The following is a 22101-nucleotide window of genomic DNA, read 5'->3' as shown; positions in this document are numbered from 1 at the left end:
GGGACGACGGCCACGGAGCTCATGAAGCGGATCCGCTCCGTTTCTTGCCCGGGGGCGCTCCGTATGTGACAGGGCCGGGGTCGGCGGGCAGATGGCGCACCGCGGTTGCCACGGCCTCCTGTGCCGTGGTGGCCTCGGCCAGCGGGCCCGCGCCCGTGAACCCCTTGCTGACGGTGTAGGCCTGGCCGGCATCGCCCGCGAGCAGGCACGGCCCGATGATGGTCAGGCTCGGGCGGGTGGTGGTGGAGAAGCGCAGCGCCCAGTGGCTGGTGAACGGGTAGAGGCGCCGCAGTGCCGGCTCGGCGTAAGCCGCCTCGATGAGCGCGTGGTACGCGGGCCGGTTCCGTTCGACGGCCTCCGTGCGCATGCGCTGCCACTCGGATTCGGTGAGGCGCACGGGATCGGGTTCGGGCACTTCGGAACGCCCGGTCAGACGCACGAACGGCGCGGCCTGCCGGATGTCGCTCAATGCCGCCCCGTCCTGCCAACCCTGCACGGCCCGCGCGACCTGCGCCAAGTCGTCGGTGTCTCCTTGGACGAGCGGGCTGTCCTCGAACGGTTCCTCACCGCGAATCGACCACCGCCGCTCGACCGCCCACGCGCTGACGACCAGAGCCTTGCGGTACGGCAGCCCGCTCGCGACGCGGGCATGGGACAACGGGTCGGTGGACGAGGGCGTCGCAACGACGGAGAAGCCGCTCTCTTCCGCCACGGCTTGCAGCGCCGCGCCGAGGCTGCCTCGCGCCGCGACATCGGGATACAGAACGGCTGGATCAGGGTGTGTGACCACAGCCGTTGATTGTGCCGCAGCGGTGGGAAAGGGTGTTCCGCCGGGTGTGCGGAACACTCCGCGCCCCGGCCCGGAGACGGCCACGGTCCGGCGCGCGGCCTGTGTCAGGTCTCCTCGTCCTCCGCGCGGCGCTCACCCTCCGCCTGGGACGGCTGGGTGCGCATCGTGGCGGGGTGCCGCTCCTCGGCCGGATCCCTGTCCTCGTCCAGCCTCTCGCCCTCGGCCTGCGACGGAGTCGGGTACTCGATGTTCTCCTTCATGGCAGCCTCCGTAGTCGGGACGCCTGCCTACAGATCGAGCCTATCGCGTCCGTCCGGTCGACGGCCGGGCCGGATAAAGGTGGTCAGCGCGGTGATGCCGGCCCAGTTGACTCCGGCGGTGTACCAGTACGTACCGCCCGGGGTCTCGTCGGTGAGGGCGGGGGGCCGTCGTACCGGTTGCGGCGCAGGAGGATGTCCGTGGCGTAGATAGCCATGCCGGGAGCACGACCGTGAGCTGGAGACAGTTGCCGACCGTGTCCAGGAAGTCGGACGCGAGCAGGGCGTACAGGGCCAGTGCCACGGCCAGCAGTCCGTAGACCAGGACGCGGAGCGAGCGGCCGATCCTCACCCCGACGGACTGGAGGGCCGGTCCCGAGCCGTAGGAGGTCATGGCGTTGATCGCGATCGTGCCCACGATGAGCGCGAGCAGGAAGAACGGCGTGAACCAGCCGGGCAGGATCCCTTCGAGTCCGGTCTGCGGGTCGGTCATGTCGATCGCGGTGGCGGCCAGCGTGCCCAGTGTGACGACGACGCTGGGGGGAAGCCGCCGAACGCCGTCCACCCGGCGACCTCCTCCGGAGAGGTCGCGGGCGGCAGATAGCGGGCGAAGTCGGCGCCGTTGTTGAACGGCAACGGGCCCGAGGCGATGAGGGCGAAGCCGCCGAGCAGCGCCGCCGTGCAACCGGGCGGCGGGCGTGTAGTCCCAGTGGGCGTGCCCACACATTTGTCTATTGGTCGGACACTCAATAAAATCGGGTTCATGGCGTCAAGAGTTCACCGGCCACGAATTCGGCAGTCACTCACTGATCGACGTGCGGAAATGGCCGGCGCGGCCGCTCCGGAGGCCCTGGCTGAAGGGCTGAGGGGCGACACCCTGCGGCGGATGGGCGAGCGCCTCGATGTACGCCAGGGACCGATCGGCCGCTGTTTCCCCGTGGTGGACGAACCGGTGGCGGGGGTGTTTCGGAAGGGTCGCCGGTGCCGAACCGGGCACTCTCATTCCGTCCGACCGGGCGGAGGATGCCGCTGTCGAACACCTCACACACTCCTTCGCACTCGCGACCGGATCCGAGCATGACGCTCTCGGCCGGCCGTGGATCAACGCCCGGCGACCGAGCCGGTACGGTGCCGGCGGCGGCCACGGCCGAACGCGAACCCGGTCCGGCCGCCGGCACTGTGCACTCTGCTGGAAGCGCCCGGCACACCGGACCGTCGCACTCTTCGCCACCCACTGACCAGCACCCAAGGAGACCGCCCGTGCACCCCGGCCTCGTACTGCTTTCCGCCCGCCTCCTCGACGTCGTCACCGGCGAACTGCTCCCGCAGACCGCCGTGGCCGTCTCCGACGGCCGGATCTCCGCACTCGACGACGACCGGCGGATCCGCGCCCTCGCCGGACCGGCGACCACGGTGATCGATCTCAAGGGCGCCGTCGTGACGCCCGGCCTCGTCGACGGACACATCCACCCCCTCATGGGCGCCGAACTCACCCACGGCCTGGACCTGTCCGGCTGCACCACACTCGACGAGGTTCGTCAGGCCCTGGCGCGGGAAGCCGGATCGCTGGCGCCCGGAGCCTGGCTGCACGGCTGGGGCCTGGACCCGAACGTCTTCGGTGACCGGCCCGTCGCATCCGCCGCCATCGGGCCGGTTCTGGACGGAGTCCCGGCCGTCCTGCTGCTCTTCGACGCCCACTCCATGATCGCCAGCCCCCGTGCGCTGGAACTTGCCGGAATCGACGGGCCCCGCCGGTTCGAGCAGTACGCCGAGATCGTGTGCGACGAGGCGGGCCGCCCCACCGGTCTGCTGCTGGAGGACGCCGCCTGCGAACTGGTCGAGCGGGCCGCGCCGCCGATCGCCCCCGCCGAGCGCCGCGCCCGCCTTGCCTCGGCGCTGCGCGAGGTGGCCGCCTCCGGGCTCACCGGCGGGCACGCCATGGACGCCAATGGGGAGAGCCTGTCGCTGTACGCCGAGCTCGACGAGGCGGGCGAACTGCCGCTGCGCCTGAGGGTCGCGCCCTGGCTCCAGCCCGGAGCCGACAGCCAGGCCGTGGCCGACCTCATCGCCCAGCAGGGCAGGGGCGGCCGGCTGTGGGAGGTGGCGGGCGTCAAGCTGTTCATGGACGGCACGATCGACAACGGCACCGCCTGGCTGGAGCGGCCCGACTGCCATGGCGAGTCCACGCACGCCTTCTGGCCCGACCCCTCGTCCTTCACCAAGATCATCGACGAACTCCACCGGGCCGGAGTGCCCACCGCCACTCATGCCATCGGCGACGCCGCCGTGCGCCACGTCCTCGACGCCGTGGAGGCGGCGACGCGTGCGGAGTACCGAGGCGTACGGCACCGGATCGAGCACATCGAGACCGTCCCCGACGACACCCTGCGCCGGTTCGCGGAGCTCGGAGTCATCGCGTCCATGCAGCCCACCCACTGCTGCGACTTCACCCGCGCCGACCACACCGACAACTGGTCCCGGCGGCTCGGCGAGGAGCGTGCCGGGCACGCCTGGCGCTGCCGCGACCTGTGGGACTCCGGAGCCACCGTCGTACTCGGCTCCGACTGGCCCATCGCGCCCTACCCTCCGCTCGCGGTCATGGCCGGCGCCCGCCACCGCCGCCCCACCCGCGATCTCACCCAGCCCCCGCACAACCCCGGACAGGCGCTCACCGCCCTCGAAGCACTCCAGGGCATGACCCTCAACCCGGCACGCGCGGCGGGCGCGGAACACGAGTCGGGGCGCCTGGCCATCGGCCACCGCGCGGACCTCACCGTGTTCTCGGAGAACCCGCTCGCCACGCCCGCCACAGACCTGGCCGGCCTTCCCGTCCTGCTCACCGTGGTGGACGGCCACACCACCCACCGCGACGCCGGCCTGTGACGGGGCGAGGGGCGAGGCGGCCTCGGACAGCCTCGCCCCTCGCCCCTCATGCCTGTCCCGTCGCTGCCGGTCACTCCTCGGCAGCGGCGCCGAAGACCTGCTGCCCGCCGACATAGGTGGCCTCGACACGCAGTGAGGCCAGTTCGGCCGGGTCCACGGAGTGGGGGTCGCGGTCGAGCACGATCAGGTCCGCGAGACGGCCCGCCCGCAGAACGCCGGTGTCGTCGAGCTGGTTGACGTAAGCGGAGCCCGATGTGTACGCGCGCAGGGCGGTCGTCAGGTCGAGCCGCTGGTGGGGGAGGAACGGTGGCATGTCCCCGCCGGGAACGATCCGGTTGACCGCCACGTGGATGCCCTCCAGGGGATCGGCGGAGCTGACGGGCCAGTCGCTCCCGGCGGCCAGCGGGGCGTCGGCGCCGTGCAGGTCGCCGAAGGGGTACTGCCATGCCGCGAGCTCGTCGCCGAGGAACGGGGTGGTGAGCTCGTCCAGCTGCGGCTCGTGCGCCGCCCACAGCGGCTGGAGGTTGGCGACCGCCTCAAGCCGAGCGAAGCGCGGTACATCGTCGGGGTGGACGACCTGGAGGTGTGCCAGGTGGTGGCGGTTGCCGCGCGGCCCGTTGGCCTTCCGCGCCGCCTCGATCGCGTCGAGCGCCTCGCGGACGGCCCGGTCGCCCAGCGCGTGGAAGTGGACCTGGAAGTCCAGGGCGTCGAGCTCGGTCACGTACCCCCGCAGCGCCTCCGGGGCGACGAAGCTGAGGCCGGAATTGGCGGTGGCGCAGCCGCAGGCGTCCTTGTACGGGGCGGTCATGGCCGCGGTGTGGTTCTCGGCGATACCGTCCTGCATGATCTTGACGGTGTCGGCGCGGAAGCGGCCCGTGCGCAAGGTCCTGCGGCGTTCGACGAGTTGGGGGATCTGCTCGGCGCCGGCGTCCCGGTCCCACCACAGGGAGCCGTTGACCCGGGCGGTGAGCAGGCCGCGTCCGGCCGCCGTGACATAGGCGGCCGAGACGTCGGGGTGTCCGCCGTACTCGCCGAGCAGGGCGTCCTGCCAGGCGGTGATGCCGTACGAGTGCAGCAGCCGCTGGGCCCGCAGCAGCCCGTCGACCAGGTCCTCCACGGTGGGCCGGGGCGCGGCGCGGCCGACGAGTTCGACGGCGCCTTCCTGCAGCATGCCCGATGGTGTGCCGTCCGCCTCGCGTTCGACGCGTCCGTCGGCGGGGTCGGCGGTCGAGGCGGTCACCCCGGCCAGCTCCAGGGCCCGGGTGTTGGCCCAGGCGCCGTGGTGGTCCCGGTTGACCAGCAGTACGGGCCGGTCGGGCACGATCTCGTCGAGCATCTGCCGGGTCGGCAGGCCGCCGGGGAAGCTCTCCATCGACCAGCCGCCGCCGGTGATCCAGGGCCGTTCGGGGTGGGCGGCGGCGTAGTCCGCGATCCGGCGGCGGTACTCGGCCGGGTCCGTCGTGCCCGTCAGGTCGCAGGTTCCCAGCTCCAGGCCGCCGAACACGGCGTGGACGTGGGCGTCCTGGAAGCCCGGCAGCAACGCCCGCCCCGCCAGGTCGACGACCCGGGTGTCCGGACCGATCAGTTCGCGTACCTCCTCACCGCCGACCGCGGTGATCCGCTCACCGGTCACCGCCAGGGCGGTGGCGCCGGTGTGCGCGGGGTCCATGGTGATCACGGAGCCTGAGGTGAAGACGAGATCTGCGTGGCTCATCGGGGTACTCCTTGTGTGCTGGTTCAATGCCGGGCAGCGGCGGCCGGGCACTGGACGCTGTCGGGCACGGGGCTTCGCAGCGCTGCTGCCGGGGGCGCGGGAACGGGGCCGTCCCGTGCGGTGGGGCGGGGTGGGGCCGGCTCGTCACAGGGCCGGCCTGTCACACGGTCGGTGCGGTGTCGCGCTCGGCGGGCACGGGCGTCTTCGAAGGGCGGGGTGCGGACGGCCGGTCGCGGTGGAAGTACGGTGCGCGCCGCCCGTACTTGGCCCACAGGGCGGCCGGGACTCCGGTGACGAGGATGACCACCGGCACCAGGGTCAGGAAGCGTCCGTTGTCGGCGGCGAACACGAAGTGCTCGGAGGACGCCCACAGGCTGTAGACCATGTAGCAACCGAGCCCGAGCAGCGCGAGCCCGCACACGACCGGCACCAGCACCGTGACCACCAGCATGCGCGGGTTCCGCCGGGCGTCCGGGGCGAAGGTGATCGCGCAGGCCAGGGCGGCGAAGGCGTAGTAGAGGGAGATCAGGATGCCGACTGAGGTGACGGATCCGACGATGATGTCCTGCAGGCTGCCCAGACCGGCCGACAGCAGGGCCAGCACCGCCGACAGCGCGGCGATCCGCAGGGTCGACAGATGCGGCGTGCGGCGGCGGGTGTGCACCGCGGCCCAGCCTGCACCGAGCACCCCGTCCCGGCTCATCGCGAGTGTCTGGCGTGCGGAGCCGATCAGTACCGACTGCACGCAGGCGATGATGGAGCACAGCAGGACGACGGTGGTCACCGTCCGGCCGACGCCCCCGGCCGCCATCTGGCCGATGTAGGGCAGGCCGCGCTCCCCGTTGGCGACGAGCTCCTCGGGGGTCAGGGTGCGCTGGAAGGCCACGGCCGCGAGCAGGAACAGCCCCGCCACCGCCGCGAGCGACCACATGCCGGCCCTCGCCGACGTGCGCGCGTCGGCGTTCTCCTCCGTCACCGAGAACGCGGTCTCCCAGCCCCAGTACATGAACACCGCGAGCAGGATGCCCATCGCCATCACCGAGGGCGAGGAGAAGACCGTCGGTGAGAACCAGCTGAGGTCGAAGTCGGCCGCGCGACCGGCGACGACGGCCCACATGCAGACGGCGAGGAGCACCAAGAACTCCAGGCTGATCAGCACCAGTTGGAAGCGTGCGGCGACATCGACACCGAGGATCGCCAACGCGGTGAGTCCGACGGTGAGGACCAGGCCGACCGCTATCGATGCCAACGCGGGGGCATCGGTCAGACTCACCCCCGCCACCCGGTGCAGTCCCATCGAGTCGGCCGCGAGCAGTGTGTACTGCCCCATCAGCGGGATGGCGTAGGACAGGAACAGCACCTGGGTGACGACGGTGACCCAGCCGATCATGTACCCGGGCATCGGCCCGACCGCCTTGCCCACCCACACGTACGCCGTGCCGCAGTTGGCCTCGCGCTGGTTCAGCTTGGTGTAGGCCAGGGCGATACCCAGGATCGGCAGCAGACCCAGCAGGAAGGCCGCCGGGATGCCCACGCCCACCGAGGCGCCGATGATGCCCAGGCCGATGCTGAAGGTCGGGCTGATGTTGGACAGGGAGAGCACGACCCCGTCCAGCACTCCGAGAACCTTGGGCAGCTCGGCGGGGGCTTGCGACGGGGTGCCCAAGGCCGTGGTGCCGGAGACCGGGGAGGAAGGGGGCGGGTGGCCGGGCATGGGCTTCTCCTTGACCTCTGAACGGGGCGGTGCGATGTGCCGTGCCGTGGCGCGCTGTGCCGTGGCGTGGTGCGGGTGGCGGCAGCGTGGCAGGGAGGCGACACCAAAGTCAACGGTGATGACAACGTGGTTGACTCCGAATGGGTGAGGGTATGACGTGCGAGGGCCCGGCTGACGGCACAATGGGGCCGACCGGAGCGAGGGGAGTGCGCAGTGGATTCACGTACGGGGAAGCGGGCCGCGGCGGCGAAGGCGGCGAAAGGGAAGCGTGCCGACTCGGGCCGCCCTCGGCCGTCGCTCAGTCCCCGGCTGATCGTCGAGGCGTGCCTCGAACTGATGGACACCGAAGGCGCCGACGCCCTGACGTTCCGCCGGATCGGCGCCCAGCTGGGCGCCGACCCCACGGCGCTCTACCGGCACTTCCGCAACAAGGACGATCTGCTGCTGGCGGTGGCGGACCATCTGCTGGAGGAGAGCATCGAAGGGTTCGAGCCCTCCGACGACTGGCGGCAGACGCTGCGCAGGCTGTTCAGCCGCATGCACAAGGTCTATCTCTCGCACCCGCGCGCCGCCGTGCTCGCCACGGTACGCATCACACGGCGCCCGGCCGAGATGCGGGTGATCGAGATGACCCTCACCGCGCTGTCCGACGCGGGATTCCCGCCCGAGCAGGCGGTGCGCCACTACCGGGCGCTGGTGGACTTCCTGCTGGCCTGGTCGTGCATGGACGCCACCTACTCCACGCTCGACGCGCAGACCCGCCGCGGCGACGAGTCCGCCTGGTCCGGCGAGTACGCGGCGGTCCCCGCCGCCACCCACCCCCATATCGCGGCGGCGGCCCCCTACTTGGCCTCGGTGGACGACGACGCCAACTTCCATTTCGCCCTGGACCTGATGCTGGACGCGATCGCCGCCCGCGCCCCCGCGAGCGGCTGAGGGGCCGGGCGTCGCGAGCCGGACGGCACGACCAACCGGCGAGCCGCAGGCCGATGCGGTCGATGGCGCACCTCCCGGGGGACCTGGTGCTGTCGGGGTGCTGGCCGACGTGGGCCAGGCGGAGCGTGTTGGCCCCCGCCCGCACGGGTACCTGGCCGAACTCCGGTTCGTCGTAGGTGATGACCGGGCTGTAGAGGTCGAGCGGCGCTCCGACCGGGGTGCCGTTCACCGACAGTCGGTAGATACCCCGGGAATCGTGCCGTTTCACCCGCAGCCGCAGGGTTCGCAGCCCGGCGCCCGGCGACTGGAACTCGCAGGTCAGCGCATCCCCGGCAGCAGCAGGTGTGAACAACAAGCCGTGGCCGGCGCTGCATTGGGGGTCGGCGAAGACCTCGGCGCGACCGCCGGATGCAGATTGACGACGACGCTGAGTTCGCGGCCCGGCGGCGGTGAGTAGAGCTACACGGGCGAGGGGCGGGTCAGATCGGTCTGCCAGACCGCGTTCACGGCGCAGGTGACGAGGCGTCCGCAGTGGATGTTCCACCAGGCGAACGGATTCCGGTCGCCCGCAGGGGTGGCGAACCGGGCCAGGAACCGCTCCCCGCCGGACCGCAGATTCATCTCCCACAGGCTCGTGGCCCCGGTCTCGCGCTGCCCGAGCACGATGCGGTCGGCATCGACGAAGCCGTTGTGGGTCGGGTACGTGAAATAGCGCCGCTGGTCGAACGTACTGAGATGGCGCAGCTCGAACGGTTCTGTGGCGGTGGCGGTGGCACGGCCAGTGGCAGGGGCACCGGAAGTGTCCGCGGCTGCGGCTGCAGCCCTGCCCGTACCCTGCGTCCCGGCGGTGAACCCTGAGGCCGGCACAGCCAGCCCGGTCATGCGGCCGAACCCTCTGCGGTGATCTCACTCATGGCGTCCTCACTCATGCGTGCTCACGGTGGGTGGCGCTCAGCTTCGAATCCGCCGATGGAGGAAGTCAAGGTACTAATACGGATTAGTAGCCGCCCGGACCGTCCGGGCGGCAGCCGAGACGGCCGCCGGTGTCGGTCCTGCCGACATCCATTCCGTTCCGCCGTTCCCGGCGGCACCGTGCTCCGGCCGTCAGGGCTCGGTCTCCAGCACCTCGGCCACGGGGCGGCGAGGCGTGCGCGGCCCCTCGGGCCCGTACCCCAGGCGCACGATCATCTGCGGGTGCCCCGTGCCGAGGGCCGGGTCGCGCAGCAGGCGCCGGAGCTCCGGCCATTCCAGGGGCTGCGTCGCGAACGAAGCGACGAGCCCGTGCACCACGGCGGTGAGCAGCACGCGCTCCAGGGCCTGACCGGCACGCAGCCAGTCCGCCGGGCGGTCGCGCACGGTACGGAGCAGGGCGAGCTGTGGCCGGCTCTCGAACAGGGCGCGCGCCCGCCCCGGAACGGCATCCGTGCCCGCGAAGTCCCGGTTGACCGCTCTGCCCGATGCGTCGGTGGGGCCGAAGGCGTAGTCCGGGATGCCGTCGACCGGTGCCTCCACCTCTGCGTCCCGGGTCCAGTAGCGCTGCTCCGCCTCCCTCGCCGGGTCGCTCAGGCCGAACCCCTCGGCATCCCGGATCAGCACGAGCAGAGCTTCCAGGTGTTCCGGCGGCAGGAAGGCGAAGTCGGCCCCCTCGACGCGGGCCGCGTCGACGAGGCGCGCGCGGACGTCGTCGGGGATGACCCGGTCGGCGAACGGAGCGCGGCTGGTGTGACGTTTCCGGATCGCGGGATGCAGAGCGGCGAGGGCCGCATCCGCCGGCTCCCCGGGTACGCCGGAGCGCTCGGCCAGGTGGACGGTCGCCGCGACGGCCGGATCGGCGGGAACCGGAAGCAGTGTGGTCACCGAGTCGAGGCCCCGGTGCAACGCCGAGACCCGAAGATTCAGCAGCGCAGCTCCGCACCCCACATGCAGGGCGCGTGTGGACGGATCGGCCTCCGGCATCTCCCGGTCGAACTCCGCCCGGAGCGTGAGCGTCCGGGTGGCGGGCCGGTACCGGAACCGCCAGGGCTGGGCGTTGTGCATCGACGGGGCGGCGATGGCATCGGCGACCAGTTCCCGCAGCGTCGTGTCGTCGAGCGGCTGTGCAGGCATGCGGCACCTCCCGCAGCGCACGGTGTCCTTCCACCGTCCCACGCGCGGCGGGCCCGGCGCGAGAAGCCCGCCGCACGTGGCACGCCGCACGTCGCGCAGCGCGATGTCCGAATAGCGCCGGATCCGATGCCCGGGGCAGGCCAGCATTGACCACAGGAGCCACCGAGAAGCCAGGAAACCGGAATCAGGACCAGACTCATGATCGACACAACACACCCGGCCGGAACCGTGCGCGACCGGGTCGACGCCACCGACTGGGCCACGCTCACCGACGAGATCGCCGCACACGGCAGCGCACCGACCCGGCGGCTGCTCACCCCCGCCCAGTGCCAGGAGATCGCCGCACTGTACGACGAGACCGAACGCTTCCGCTCCACCGTCGACATGGCCCGCCACCGGTTCGGCTCCGGCCAGTACCGCTATTTCACCCACGATCTGCCCGCAGTGGTACGAGAGTTGCGGGAGGCGTTCTACCCGCACCTGCTTTCCATCGCCCGGGACTGGTCCACGAAGCTGGGCACATCCGCGCCGTGGCCCGACGAACTGGCCGAATGGATCGGCATGTGCCACGGGGCCGGGCAGTCCAAGTCGGCCCAGATCCTGCTGCGTTACGGTGCCGGGGACTGGAACGCCCTGCACCGCGACGTATTCGGCGAGCTGCTCTTCCCGCTCCAGGTCGTCATCGGCCTCGATGTGCCCGGCACCGACTACACCGGTGGTGAGTTCCTCATGACCGAGCAGCGGCCCCGCGCACAGTCCCGGGGATCGGCCACCACACTGCTCCAGGGCCACGGACTGGTCTTCACCACCCGTGACCGGCCGGTCGCCTCCAGGCGCGGCTGGTCGACCGCGCCCATGCGGCACGGAGTCAGCACCGTCCGCTCCGGCCGGCGCCGCACCCTGGGCCTCGTCTTCCACGACGCCGAGTGAACGACCGTCCGGGGGACACGAACCCTGTGCCAGGAGCCGGTGACAGGCCCGGGTCACTCCATGCGGTCGATGAGATACGGGAAGAGAGCGAGGATCTCGCCCAGCGCGGCCGGAGCGAGCGGAACGGCCTCCAGACCGCGGCGGGCGATGTCCAGATGCTGATGGGCCTCGGCCAGCGTGGCGGTGCGTCCGCCGGCCTCCTCGACGAGCTCGGCCGCCCGCCGGGCGTCGGAGTCGTCGAGCGGGTTTCCGGTGCCCAGCAGCAGGGAGAGCCGGCGGGCGGCGGGGTGGTCCGTGGCCAGCGCCGACAGGACGGGGTACGTCTTCTTCAGCCGGCGCAGATCGCTGTGCACGGGCTTGCCCGTGACCTCGGGATCTCCCCATGTCCCCAGGAGATCGTCCACCGCCTGGAACGCCACTCCGAGATGCCGGCCCGCCCGGGCGAGTGCGTCGACGGTCGCGTCCGGGGCACCCGCCAGCACGGCGCCCAGACCGGCCGCGCAGCCGAGCAGCGCACCCGTCTTGTTCTCGGCCATCCACCGGTACTCGTGCGGCTGCACCGCCTCGGGGCCCTGCCAGGGCCGGGACTCGAAGAGCAGGTCGTCGGCCTGGCCGCGCACCAGCTCGGTCAGCGTCCCGGCGAGGTGCCGGACCGCCGCCGCACTGTGTCTTCCGGGTGCGTCGGCCAGGGTCTGCACCGCCAGCGCGAAGAGCGCGTCGCCCGCGAGGATCGCCGGGCCCGTTCCGTACGCCTTCCACACGGTGGCGCGCTGTCGGCGGGTCTCGTCGCCGTCCATGATGTCGTCGTGCAGGAGCGAGAAGACATGGATCAGTTCCACCGCGACCGCCCCGACGACCGCGTCCTCGGCCGGTGCGCCGGCGGCCTCGGCGCTGAGCAGCGCGAGTGCCTGGCGGACCCCCTTGCCCTGTGAGCCCGGGGCGGGGCTGCCGTCCGCCGTGGCCCACCCGAGGGAGAACACGGCCATTTCCGCGTGCCACGGATGCAGGCGACGCACAGCCTGTGCGAGCGCCGGGCGCACCTGCTCGCGGCAGCGGGCGAGCACCTCCGGCGGCGCGGCCTGCCGGGTTGCGGGCGGTGGTGTCATCGTCGTCCGCTCTCCTCGTCCGTGCCGCCGTCGACCAGTGCCACGCCGAGCTCGGCGTACGCCTTGTCCACCATGTCCCGGGCGTTGAGCAGGCCGATCCGGCTGAGGGTGCGGCGCAGCTCGTGCAGATCCGCCGCGGTGTCGTCGCGGTCGCGGCCGAGCCGGGCCAGCGATTTGACGAGTCCGAGCCGGGCCAGCGCCTCGCCCCGGGGTTCGGTCATGGCGCGGAACTCCCCGAGCGCTTCCTCGTACATCGCGCGCGCCTCCTCGTACCGCCCGGCGCGGAAGAGGACGTTGGCGCGCATCTTGTGGTTGTAGGCGAGCGCGCTGGACAAATTCATCGCACGGCAGGTGAGCTCGGCCTCCGCGAGCAGGGCGAGGGCACGCTCCGGATCGTCCCGCAAGGAGATGATGTCGGCCATGCCGCGCAGGGCCCACGCCCGGCCACGCCGGTCGTCCGCGTTGCCGGCGAGCTCGGCCGCCTCCTCGAACATGGCCAGGGCGGTGTCGAGCGAGCCGGTGTTGCGGTGGATCTGCGCGATGCCCTCCAGCGCCCAGACGGTGTGACGCGCCTCGCCGCGCGCCCGTGCCTCGGCCAGCAACTGCTCGTGCAGCGCGGCAACGGTGCGGTAGTCCCCCTGGATCCGGCCGGTCTCCGCGAGGCCGGCGAGGGAGTAGCCGCGGGCGACTATGTCCCCGCCGCGCTTTCCCATGTCGGCGGCCAGCCCCAACAGGCGGAAGGCAAGCCTGAGTTCACCCCGCTGCCGGGCCAGGGTGCCGCCGCTCCAGAGCGCCCAGGCCATCGCCCCGAGGTCGCCGGCCGAGCGGGCGGACCGGTAGCTGGACTTCCAGGCCCGATCGGCTTCCTCGACGTTGCCGAGCCGGCGGTGCGCCTCGGCGACAGCGAGCCCGCACCGGGCCACCTCCTCCTGTGAACCGGACAGTTCGGCCTCCCTCAAGTGGCGTACTCCTTCTGCCAGTACGTCTGTGAGGGAGGAGTTCACCGACATCTTGGTGAGGGCGCCTTGGTACTCGGGCGCCAGTGCCTTGCTGTGCATGGGGGCCTTTCGTGCGCGGGCGGATCAGGACAGGGGATTGCTATGCACTTGATGTATACATTCCATGCATAGTTGCCTGGCCGGTGCACCCGGGTGCTTGCGAGGGGTCGGTCTGGGCTGTCGGACGTGGCTGCTGCTCGTGGCTGTTGCCCGTTGCGAGCCGCCTTGTTGTGGATCAAGACGACGGTCGTGCGTCCGAGGTTGCTCCGCGTCCAACAGAAGTCGACATCGCCGCTACGGCGAGGCCGCAGCCGCGTGTCCAGTACGTGGCCATCGAGCCGGAACTGCACGGTGTCGCCGACTCCACCCGTAATGCCGCACGGACTCCGCCGCAATCCCACCCGGACTTCGCCCGCAATGCCGCTCGGTGTCAGCGGTTACTGTCGCCGTCGTATGCCCTGGCCATAGTAAAAGACAGAAACATTCGAGAGCCCCTTGCGCCGTATGGCAATCGCTTACATGCTGACGCGCAGCCCCCACGACCCTCCGATTCCGTTGATCCCCAAGGGAGTTTCCGGATGCGTCCTGCCCGATCACCGTTCACCACCCCGCCCCCCGGCATGCCGGACGGCCCCGCCCCGCGCGCCTTGAGTCGCCGGACAGTCCTGGGCTCACTCGCCGGTGCCGGTGCGGCGACCCTGCTGGGCGCGGGTCCGGCCGCCGCTCGCCAGACCGGACAGCAGGGCGGGAGACAGGCCGGACGGGAGACCGGGCGCAGTGCGGGGGACACGCTCCTGATCAAGGCGTTCCCGGACGCCGAGAAGGAGCGTATGCGGCTGGCCCGCGCCCTTCGTTCCAGCGACTTCATTCCCACCGGCCGGTACGCCCCGCCCGGCAAGCCCATTTCCGTGACGGTCCGTCCGGCGGGGGGCCGCGTACCGGTGTTGCACATCGGAACCTTCGACTACTACAACAAGGAAGCCTCACTCCAGGAACCGCGTGCCATCCCGCTGCGTCCGGGGCGCAACACGGTCGTCGACGCCCACGGCGGTCCGGTCTATCTGAGCTTCGCGGGCCAGGGTGAGCGTGCCGCCGTCACGTTCGACTCCAACACCCCGCGCATGGCGGTCTTCGAACTCGGCCGCACCGATGAAGCCGACTTCCAGCGGCAGCTGGACGAGAGGATCGACGTCCCCTGGGTCGAGTTGATCACCGATCAGGCGGTCCTCACCCTCACTCGCGAAGGCGCGCTGCTCTACCGAGGCGAGGACCACGCCGAGCTGATGGGGCTGTTCGACACCGTCATCGACAGCCATGCCCGCATCAGCGGTCTGGACGGCAGGGGGCGGATCAACCGGCCCAAGGCGGGCCGCTACCACTTCAACGAGGTGAGCATCGTGCCCACCGGGGTGGGGGCCTACGCCTGGCACGGATACAACGGTTTCCCGCGCGCCTACATGGACCGGTTGTGCACGGTGGCGGGCCTCGCCACCCGGGGCTGGGGTCTCTACCACGAGCTCGGCCACCTCCACCAGCAAGGCGCCTACCAGGCGGACCAGTTGACGGAGGTCACCGTCAACATCTACTCACTGGCCGCGCAACGCACCCTCGGCCAGCCCTCCAACCTGCTGACGGTCGACCCGAAGACCGGGCTGAACCCGTTCCAGACCGCGCTGCCGAAGCTCGGCGCCGAAGGAACCAGCTACGAGAAGACCTTCGGTGCGTACGAAAAGCTCATCCCGCTCCGGCAGTTGGAGCTGGCCTTCGGTGAGGACTTCTGGCCGAAGCTGCACCGGCTCGTACGCAGTGAGCACCAGCACGACGCCCCGGTCGACGACTACACGCACGATCCCGTCATCAACGCCCGCCAGTACCTGGCCCTGGCGACCTACGCCGGCCGCACCGCCGGATACGACCTCACCGACTTCTTCGTCCACAGGTGGGCTCTCCCGATCGATTCCGCAGGCGTCGCCGCGCTCGCCGCGCTGGGGCTGCCGAAGCCGCCCGTCGATCCCAGCACGCTCACCGACTGATCAGAGTCCGACACCCTGCGGCCCGCCCGAGCCGCAGGGTGTCGGACCGGAAGAACTCGGAACCGTACACAACGCAAGACCGCATCACCGCACATCGCGCACCGCATCACCACGCACGACATCACGGCACACGGCAACAGGCCCAGCACACCAGCCAAGGAGATGACATGAACGCGACATCACTGACCCGCTCCGGTGCGCCCGCCCGCAGGCATCTGCGCAGCATCATGAGGTCGGGCACCGTCCTCGCCGCCGCCGCGCTGCTCGCCGTCGGCGCGGCGGGCCAGTCCTGGGCCTCGACGCCTATCCTCCGCTGGACCACGAACGCACCCACACCCGTGTCCACGCTGACGCTCCCGATGGCCGTGGATTCCGCGCCGGACGCATCCGGCGTCTACTTCGCCTACTACACCACTCTGGAGAGCGGCACCCGCCCCTACGCCGGCTTCCAGCCGAAGCCCGTGGACGCGAACGGGAACCGTGTGCTCCAGGCGATCTTCAGCTCCTTCAACGCCGATGCCACGACGACGGACGAGCACTGCAACTACGGGGCCGACGGCGGTGCCGGAGTGAGCTGCGCGGTCCGGTTCCGCTACACACCGGGGACGATGTACTCCCTGGTCCTCAAGCGGGCCGGTGTGAGCGGTGCGACGCAGCTGATGACCGGGGACGTCGTCGAGACCGCGACAGGGGCGCCGGTGGCGCACATCGGCAGTTTCGGGCTGCCGTCCGCCTCGGGCCGGTTCAAGAACGCCGATCAGGGGTTCATCGAGCCGTACCTCTCCGCGGGCTGCGGCCAGCGGATCACGGTGACGTACGGCAAGCCGGTCGGCACCGAGGCGGGCGTCGCCCATACGGGCAGCCTCCCCACCGTCACCGATCCGACCTCCGGGAGCTGCCTGAGCACCGCCTCGCAGACCACGAGCCGGGGGCAGCAGGTCACGGTCACGGGCAACGCGGCGGCAGCGGCGTCCGCGCCCGCAGCCGACCGAATCAATTGAATCCGGAACCACGCCCGGCCCGGCCCCCTTCTTGTGAGGCGCCACCGGCGCCCACTGGCTAAGCTCGACGAGGGGCCCGGAACGGGACGGAGGCTCCCATGACGACTCTCGAACCACGCGATGTCCCCCCTCGCCTCGCCACTGGCGCGTTCATCCTGAACTCCGGCCTGGGAATGCTGAAGGCCGACGCGGAGACGGCCGAGGGCCTGCATGGCATGGCCTGTGTCGCCTACCCGTTCCTGAAGAAGATCGAGCCGGAGAGGTTCACCCGGCTGCTCGCCTGGTCGGAGATCGCGGTCGGCGGAACGCTGCTCGCCCCTTTTGTGCCGACCAGGCTGGCCGGGCTGGCGCTGGCGGGGTTCTCAGGGGGACTGGTCGGTCTGTACCTGCGGGTACCCGGCCTGCGGGAGCCCGGAAGCCTTCGCCCCACCCAGAACGGCATCCCGATGGCCAAGGACTTCTGGATGCTGGGTATCGGCCTCGGTTTCCTGGGTGCCGGTGCGCGCCGGTCGCACACGGCCGTGTCCCGATGCCCATGGCATCGGTCCCGTGGCTGACACGCACCGGCCGGGAACCGTACGGACGACGCCCGGTCCGCGTCGGGGGCCGGCACATCCAAGGAGTGATCATGAGTGAGTCGGACGAGCTCCGCAATCGCGTGCAGCAGATGCGAGCCAAGGCGAAGGACCTGAAGGCCGAGGCCGAGCGTGCCACCGATCCCGAGGAGCGCCGGCGCCTGAAGGAGAAGGCCCGCAGGATCGAATCGGAGAGTGAGCAGGTCAGCGGAATGGCGAGTGGGGACATCTACCCCATGAAGTGAGGTCGGCAAGGCCCGCGAGGCCGGGAAGGCCCGAGAAGCTGGACGGGCCCGCGAAGCTGGAGAGGCCCGGCGTGTGCCCCGTCCCCGGCTCCCGCATCCGTGCGGGAGCCGGGGGGCACACGGGGAATGCGGGCGCGCCCCGGACGTTGAACAACGGTGTGAGCTCAGTGATCGCATCCACCCGGTTTTCCGTGCTCGATCGTTCCCGCATCCGCACGGGGCACGACGGCCCACAGGCGCTGCGCGACACGGTGAGCCTCGCCGAGGAGGCCGAGACGCTCGGTTACCACCGCTTCTGGGTGTCCGAGCACCACAGCGTGCCGGGTGTCGCCGGCTCGGCGCCGACCGTGCTGGCCGCAGCCGTCGCGGCCGCCACCTCCACCATCAGGGTCGGTACCGGCGGCGTCATGCTGCCGAATCATCAACCGCTGCTGGTGGCCGAGCAGTTCGGCGTTCTGGCGTCCCTTTTTCCCGGCCGGATCGACATGGGCCTCGGCCGCTCGGTGGGTTTCACCGACGGCATCCGCAGGGCGCTGGGACGGGACAAGTCGGCTGCCGAGGACTTCGCCGGACAACTCACCGAACTGCTCGGCTGGCTTGACGGCACCCAGCAGTCCTACCCGCAGGTCCACGCGCTCCCCGCCGAGGGGCTGCGCATCCCGCCGTTCCTGCTGGCCACCGGCGAGGGCGCGGGCATCGCGGCCGCTGCGGGGCTGCCACTGGTGGTCGGCGACCTCAGGGGCCGTGAGAAGCTGCTGCGCGCCGTCGAGCGCTACCGCCGTGAATTCCGCCCCTCCTCCTGGGCCGCCGAACCCTATGTCGTCGTGGCGGGGACGATCGCCCTCGCCGGCAGCACGGAGGAGGCCCGCGCGCTCCTGATCCCGGAAGCGTGGTCGATGGCCCATTCCCGGACCCACGGCGTCTTCCCGCCGCTCGTCCCCGCCGAGCAGGTCGAGGCGCGAACCATGACGGAGAAGGAGCGCCGTTTCTACGAGAGCGGGCTGCGCGGCCACCTCCACGGCACGGAGGACGAGGTCGCCACGGAGCTCGAAACGGCCATCAAGGAGACCGGCGCCGACGAGGTGCTCGTCACGACCAGTACGTACGACCGTGCGGCGCTGGTCGACTCGTTGCGTCGCCTGGCCCGGATGGCGCGGCTGACCCCGCACCGATCGGGGTGGTGACCTGCCCTTCGCGGACCTTCCCGTGGGCGGTGTCCATGGACAGCGTGCGGATCCACCGCGTCGTACCCGACCGCAGTGGCCGTCTCCGGGGCCGTGTCACAACCAGGCTGTGACACGGCCCCGGAGATGCCTTGACTCAGTCGAGCCAGTAGCGCTTCCGCTGGAATGCGTAAGTCGGCAGATCGACCCACTGCGTGGCATGAGGGCGCAGGCCCCATGGAAGCCGGCAGGGACCGCGAGATCCGCGTACTTCCACCCCTCCCTCCTGGCCGGAACGGGGCCGGCCGACGTGCGCTCGCGAGAGCCCGCCGGCCGGCCCCGTTCCCAGTGCCTCGAGGCGTGCTTCCTCACGTGCTCAGCGGCTACCGAAGCGGGCCGGGCGCTCACCCCGCCGTAGGCCGTGACCGGGCCAACAGGGCATCGGCGATGGCGATCTGGGCCGGATCCAGGGCCCTCTCGCCGTCCTCGATGTCCCACAGCGCGTTCTGCAGGACACGCCCCAGCGTCCAGCCGGTCGCCCGTTGCCGGTCCAGGCCGAGCACCTCGGTCAGCAGGTCGAAGCGGCGGAGCACCGCGCGGGGCACGTCTCCCGTCGCCACGACGTCGTCCCAGCGGTTGTGCAGCGCAGGCAGCAGGTCGAAGCCGGGGTCGCCGGCCAGCGGTTCCGGATCGATGGCCAGCCAGGGTTCCCGCTGCCCGGCGAGGATGTTGTCGTAGTGCAGGTCCCAGTGCAGCAGGCGGTCGCCCGGTTCGCCGACGAGTTCGGCCACCGCAGACGCGCAGGTACGCACCAGCCGCCGTTCGGCCGGGTCGTGCAGCAGCGGCACGCTGCGCGGCACCTCTTCGAGCATGGCCGCCGCGATGTCGGCCAGCCGCCGGAAGCCCGCAGGCGCGTCCACCGCGACCAGACGTGCCAGCAGTTCGGCGAGGATCTGCACGGCGGCCGCCTCGTCGGCCACCGCCGACAGCGGCCGCGCGGTGTCCAGCCGTTCGAGCAGCATGGTGCCGGTGTCCGGGTCGTGGTCGAGCAGGTGCACCACTCCGTTGCCGTTCCATGCCCGCAGGCCCGGCGCGGCGTCGATGTTGTCCTCGGTGGCCTCCTGGAGCTTCAGCACCGCGGGCGTGTCGTCCGCGCGCGTCACCGGCAGCACCAGAGAGGCCATGCCGTGTGCCGAGGGTCCGTCCAGCCGCAGGCTCCAGCGGTCCAGGAAGTCCTCGGCCAGCCCGGGGAGCGCGGCGAGCCAGGCGCGGGCGGACGCACCGCCGTTCTTGCTGTAGGACGCGGCGAACGTGTCAGGGACGTCGATGGGCCGGGCAGTACTCATGTGTCGCTCCTTCGTCGGATCCGAAATCGGTCGGGTACGAGGGAGGCCGCGGTGGTGCCCGGTCTGCGGGCAGGCGTCAAAGCATGCCGCCACCCTACGCGGACGGCGGGGCCCGGCGCGTGTCGATAACGGGGGAGCGGGCCCGCAGCGGTGAGGGTGAGGGCATGAACAGTGCTGACCTTTTGACCGACGCGTTCACCCGCGTCCGGGAGACGGTGCACTCGGCGGTCGAGGGCCTTCCGAGCGCCGACCTCCATGCCCGTCTCGACGACGGAGCGAACTCCATCGGCTGGCTCGTATGGCATCTCACCCGGATCCAGGACGACCACGTCTCGGACGCGGCCGGAGTCGAGCAGGTCTGGTTCTCCGAGGACTGGGCCTCCCGCTTCGATCTGCCCTTCGCGAAGGAGGCCACCGGGTACGGACACAGCAGCGCGGACGTCGCGGCCGTGCGGGTGGGCTCGGCGGAGCTGCTGCTCGGCTATCACGACGCGGTACACGAACAGACCCTCGGTTTCGTGAGCGGGCTCGACGACAAGGCCCTGGACCGCATCGTCGACGAGGCGTGGTCCCCGCCGGTCAGTCTCGGGGTGCGTCTGATCAGCGTCATCGCGGACGATCTGCAGCACGCGGGTCAGGCCGCCTTCGTCCGGGGAGCGCTGGAGCGCCGGTAGGCGGCAGAGCCGGCGGGCGCCCTCTCCGGGCCCCGCCGCGTGATCGGTAGATTGACCGCACGGTTCGGTCGGAGCCGTGGACCCCGATGACCGGAGGGCACACGTGGGAAGTGACGTACGTTCACGAATATCGGCGTATGCGATCGCCGTCGTGGAGCATCAGCTGCTGCTTACCCAACTCTCGGACAGCTCACCGGTCTTCATTCCCGGACTGTGGCACCTGCCCGGCGGGGGCATCGATCCCGGTGAGCAGCCGCGTCAGGCGCTGGCACGCGAACTGTACGAGGAGACCGGCCTCGAACTCCTGGACGCCCACCTGGTGGACGCCCGCTCGTACAGCGCGCACCGGCTCGGCGTGAACTGGCACCTGGTGGGGCTCTTCTACCGGGTCGACCTCAGACCGGGACCGCTCGCGGTCACCAGGACCGACGACTCCACCTCGGCGGTCAGCTGGAAGCCCCTGTCGGGCCTGGAGGAGTCACTGCTCTCCCCGGCGGCGATCGACGGTCTTGCGATGATCGACACGCAAGGGACGCGGCAGTAGGGCGGTCGTCCGCTGCGCACCACCGCTGGAAAACCGGATGAGGGCCGGACCGGCCCGGTGGTGGGATGGCGCGATGCGAAGCGATTCGACGGTGGCGGTGGACCGAGGGCGGTACCCGGACGCGGTGACGCCCTGGGAGCGGGAGGACTGGCGGGCGGACGCCCTCGGATGGGTGGAGCGCGGGCTCGCCGCGCACGGGCTGCGCGAAACCGGCCCACGGAAGGTGCGACTGCGGCCGTGGTCCGTGTTGGTACGGATGTCCGTCGCGGGCGGCGAAGCCGTGTGGTTCAAGGCCAACCCGCCCGCCAGCGCCTTCGAGGCGGGGCTGACCGAGGCGTTGGCCCGCTGGGTGCCCGGGTACGTTCTGCGGCCACTCGCCGTCGACGCGGACCGGGGCTGGTCGTTGCTGCCGGACGGCGGCACGCTCTTCCGCGACGCGCTCGACGCGGCGGCGGACCGTACCGAAACGGATCCGATTGCCTGGGAGGAACCGCTGCGGCAGTACGCCGGGATGCAGCGTGCCCTCGTTCCGTACGCCGACGAGATCGAACGGCTCGGGGTCCCCGGCGCGCGCATTGCCGACCTCCCGGCGACCTACGACCGGATCGTGGCCGGGAACACCGCACTGGAGCCCGCCGACCGCCGGGCCCTGGGCGAGCTGCGGCCTCGGCTCGTCGAGTGGTGCGAGGAGCTCGTGGGAGTGGGCATCGCGGACACGCTCGACCACGCCGACCTGCACGACGGCCAGCTCTTCGCGCCGGAGCCGGGCCGCTTCACGTTCTTCGACTGGGGCGACGCGGCCGTCGCCCACCCCTTCTGCAGCTTCCTCGTCCCCGCCCTCGCGGTCCGCGAGCGGTTCGGGCCCGAGGCGTTGCCCCGGCTGCGCGATGCCTATCTGGAACAGTGGACCGGCGACGGCCGTACCGCAGCCGAGCTGCGGCGGGCGCTGAGTCTGGCCTGGCGGCTCGGGGCGATCGGCCGGGCCCGCTCCTGGGGTCGCCTCTTCCCTGGCGCGTCCAGCGGGGGAGCGGACGCGCAGGTCGCGCGCTGGCTGCTCGAACTCCTCGCCGAGCCGCCGCTGTAGGG

21 protein-coding genes are annotated in these 22101 nt (G+C 71.3%); 11 read left to right on the top strand and 10 right to left on the bottom strand.

Going from position 1 to position 22101, the window contains the following annotated elements:
• Positions 1–19 precede the first annotated feature (19 nt).
• The 3 genes from OG842_RS03375 to OG842_RS03365 form a co-directional block, all read right to left on the bottom strand.
• The gene (locus OG842_RS03375) at positions 20–790 is read right to left on the bottom strand and encodes a DUF6193 family natural product biosynthesis protein (RefSeq protein WP_266727287.1); all 771 of its coding nucleotides are present in this window, start codon (positions 788–790) and stop codon (positions 20–22) included.
• A 104-nt stretch (positions 791–894) separates the two neighbouring features.
• Positions 895–1050, bottom strand: a complete 156-nt coding sequence (locus tag OG842_RS03370) for a hypothetical protein (protein WP_266727286.1) — start codon at positions 1048–1050, stop codon at positions 895–897.
• Between the two features lie 40 nt (positions 1051–1090).
• Positions 1091–1612 (bottom strand): hypothetical protein, encoded by a 522-nt coding sequence (locus OG842_RS03365; protein ID WP_323185698.1) that lies wholly within the window; start codon positions 1610–1612, stop codon positions 1091–1093.
• A gap of 695 nt (positions 1613–2307) precedes the next feature.
• Here OG842_RS03365 and OG842_RS03360 point away from each other — a divergent pair.
• On the top strand, positions 2308–3930 hold the full coding sequence (locus OG842_RS03360; RefSeq protein WP_266727284.1) for an amidohydrolase: 1623 nt from the start codon (positions 2308–2310) through the stop codon (positions 3928–3930).
• A 70-nt stretch (positions 3931–4000) separates the two neighbouring features.
• Here OG842_RS03360 and OG842_RS03355 read toward each other — a convergent pair whose 3' ends face one another.
• Together OG842_RS03355 and OG842_RS03350 are read right to left on the bottom strand one after the other, a co-directional pair.
• Complete coding sequence (locus OG842_RS03355; RefSeq protein ID WP_266727282.1) at positions 4001–5644, bottom strand: amidohydrolase; 1644 nt, start codon at positions 5642–5644, stop codon at positions 4001–4003.
• Between the two features lie 160 nt (positions 5645–5804).
• On the bottom strand, positions 5805–7358 hold the full coding sequence (locus OG842_RS03350) for an APC family permease (RefSeq protein ID WP_266727281.1): 1554 nt from the start codon (positions 7356–7358) through the stop codon (positions 5805–5807).
• A 213-nt stretch (positions 7359–7571) separates the two neighbouring features.
• On the opposite strand from OG842_RS03350, the gene OG842_RS03345 reads away from it, so the two are divergent.
• The gene (locus OG842_RS03345) at positions 7572–8294 is read left to right on the top strand and encodes a TetR/AcrR family transcriptional regulator (RefSeq protein ID WP_266727280.1); all 723 of its coding nucleotides are present in this window, start codon (positions 7572–7574) and stop codon (positions 8292–8294) included.
• A gap of 459 nt (positions 8295–8753) precedes the next feature.
• Here OG842_RS03345 and OG842_RS03340 read toward each other — a convergent pair whose 3' ends face one another.
• Both OG842_RS03340 and OG842_RS03335 read right to left on the bottom strand, forming a co-directional pair.
• Positions 8754–9176 (bottom strand): hypothetical protein, encoded by a 423-nt coding sequence (locus OG842_RS03340; protein ID WP_266727279.1) that lies wholly within the window; start codon positions 9174–9176, stop codon positions 8754–8756.
• A 222-nt stretch (positions 9177–9398) separates the two neighbouring features.
• The gene (locus OG842_RS03335; RefSeq protein ID WP_266727277.1) at positions 9399–10400 is read right to left on the bottom strand and encodes an Acg family FMN-binding oxidoreductase; all 1002 of its coding nucleotides are present in this window, start codon (positions 10398–10400) and stop codon (positions 9399–9401) included.
• Positions 10401–10598: 198 nt separating this feature from the next.
• Here OG842_RS03335 and OG842_RS03330 point away from each other — a divergent pair, with 198 nt between their 5' ends.
• Complete coding sequence (locus tag OG842_RS03330) at positions 10599–11330, top strand: 2OG-Fe(II) oxygenase (RefSeq protein WP_266727275.1); 732 nt, start codon at positions 10599–10601, stop codon at positions 11328–11330.
• Positions 11331–11383: 53 nt separating this feature from the next.
• On the opposite strand, the gene OG842_RS03325 is transcribed toward OG842_RS03330, so the two are convergent.
• Both OG842_RS03325 and OG842_RS03320 read right to left on the bottom strand, forming a co-directional pair.
• A complete protein-coding gene (locus tag OG842_RS03325; RefSeq protein WP_266727273.1) occupies positions 11384–12436 on the bottom strand; it encodes a polyprenyl synthetase family protein in 1053 nt (350 codons plus the stop codon).
• A complete protein-coding gene (locus tag OG842_RS03320) occupies positions 12433–13494 on the bottom strand; it encodes a tetratricopeptide repeat protein (protein WP_266727271.1) in 1062 nt (353 codons plus the stop codon). The genes OG842_RS03325 and OG842_RS03320 overlap by 4 nt, the downstream gene beginning before the upstream one ends.
• Positions 13495–14012: 518 nt before the next feature.
• Between OG842_RS03320 and OG842_RS03315 the strand changes: the two genes are divergently transcribed.
• The 5 genes from OG842_RS03315 (at position 14013) to OG842_RS03295 (ending at position 18472) form a co-directional block, all read left to right on the top strand.
• Positions 14013–15467: a M60 family metallopeptidase gene (locus tag OG842_RS03315; protein WP_266727269.1), complete on the top strand. Its 1455-nt coding sequence runs from the start codon at positions 14013–14015 to the stop codon at positions 15465–15467.
• Positions 15468–15634: 167 nt separating this feature from the next.
• Positions 15635–16468: a hypothetical protein gene (locus tag OG842_RS03310; protein WP_266727267.1), complete on the top strand. Its 834-nt coding sequence runs from the start codon at positions 15635–15637 to the stop codon at positions 16466–16468.
• A gap of 98 nt (positions 16469–16566) precedes the next feature.
• Positions 16567–17025 carry a hypothetical protein gene (locus OG842_RS03305; protein WP_266727265.1) on the top strand — a complete coding sequence of 153 codons (459 nt, stop codon included), beginning with the start codon at positions 16567–16569 and terminating at the stop codon, positions 17023–17025.
• 71 nt (positions 17026–17096) lie between these two features.
• Complete coding sequence (locus tag OG842_RS03300) at positions 17097–17288, top strand: DUF6381 family protein (protein ID WP_266727263.1); 192 nt, start codon at positions 17097–17099, stop codon at positions 17286–17288.
• 158 nt (positions 17289–17446) lie between these two features.
• Complete coding sequence (locus OG842_RS03295) at positions 17447–18472, top strand: MsnO8 family LLM class oxidoreductase (RefSeq protein WP_266727261.1); 1026 nt, start codon at positions 17447–17449, stop codon at positions 18470–18472.
• Positions 18473–18855: 383 nt separating this feature from the next.
• Here OG842_RS03295 and OG842_RS03290 read toward each other — a convergent pair whose 3' ends face one another.
• Positions 18856–19797, bottom strand: coding sequence for an aminoglycoside phosphotransferase family protein (locus OG842_RS03290; protein ID WP_266727259.1), 942 nt, complete (start codon positions 19795–19797; stop codon positions 18856–18858).
• A 164-nt stretch (positions 19798–19961) separates the two neighbouring features.
• On the opposite strand from OG842_RS03290, the gene OG842_RS03285 reads away from it, so the two are divergent.
• The 3 genes from OG842_RS03285 (at position 19962) to OG842_RS03275 (ending at position 22099) form a co-directional block, all read left to right on the top strand.
• Complete coding sequence (locus OG842_RS03285) at positions 19962–20471, top strand: mycothiol transferase (protein WP_266727257.1); 510 nt, start codon at positions 19962–19964, stop codon at positions 20469–20471.
• A gap of 76 nt (positions 20472–20547) precedes the next feature.
• Positions 20548–21015, top strand: coding sequence for an NUDIX hydrolase (locus tag OG842_RS03280; protein WP_323185697.1), 468 nt, complete (start codon positions 20548–20550; stop codon positions 21013–21015).
• Positions 21016–21088: 73 nt separating this feature from the next.
• Positions 21089–22099, top strand: coding sequence for a phosphotransferase (locus tag OG842_RS03275; protein WP_266727253.1), 1011 nt, complete (start codon positions 21089–21091; stop codon positions 22097–22099).
• The last annotated feature ends 2 nt before the right edge of the window (positions 22100–22101 follow it).

It is taken from the genome of Streptomyces sp. NBC_00376, assembly GCF_036077095.1.
Classification (GTDB): domain Bacteria; phylum Actinomycetota; class Actinomycetes; order Streptomycetales; family Streptomycetaceae; genus Streptomyces.
This window is presented reverse-complemented; position numbering and strand designations above follow the sequence as displayed.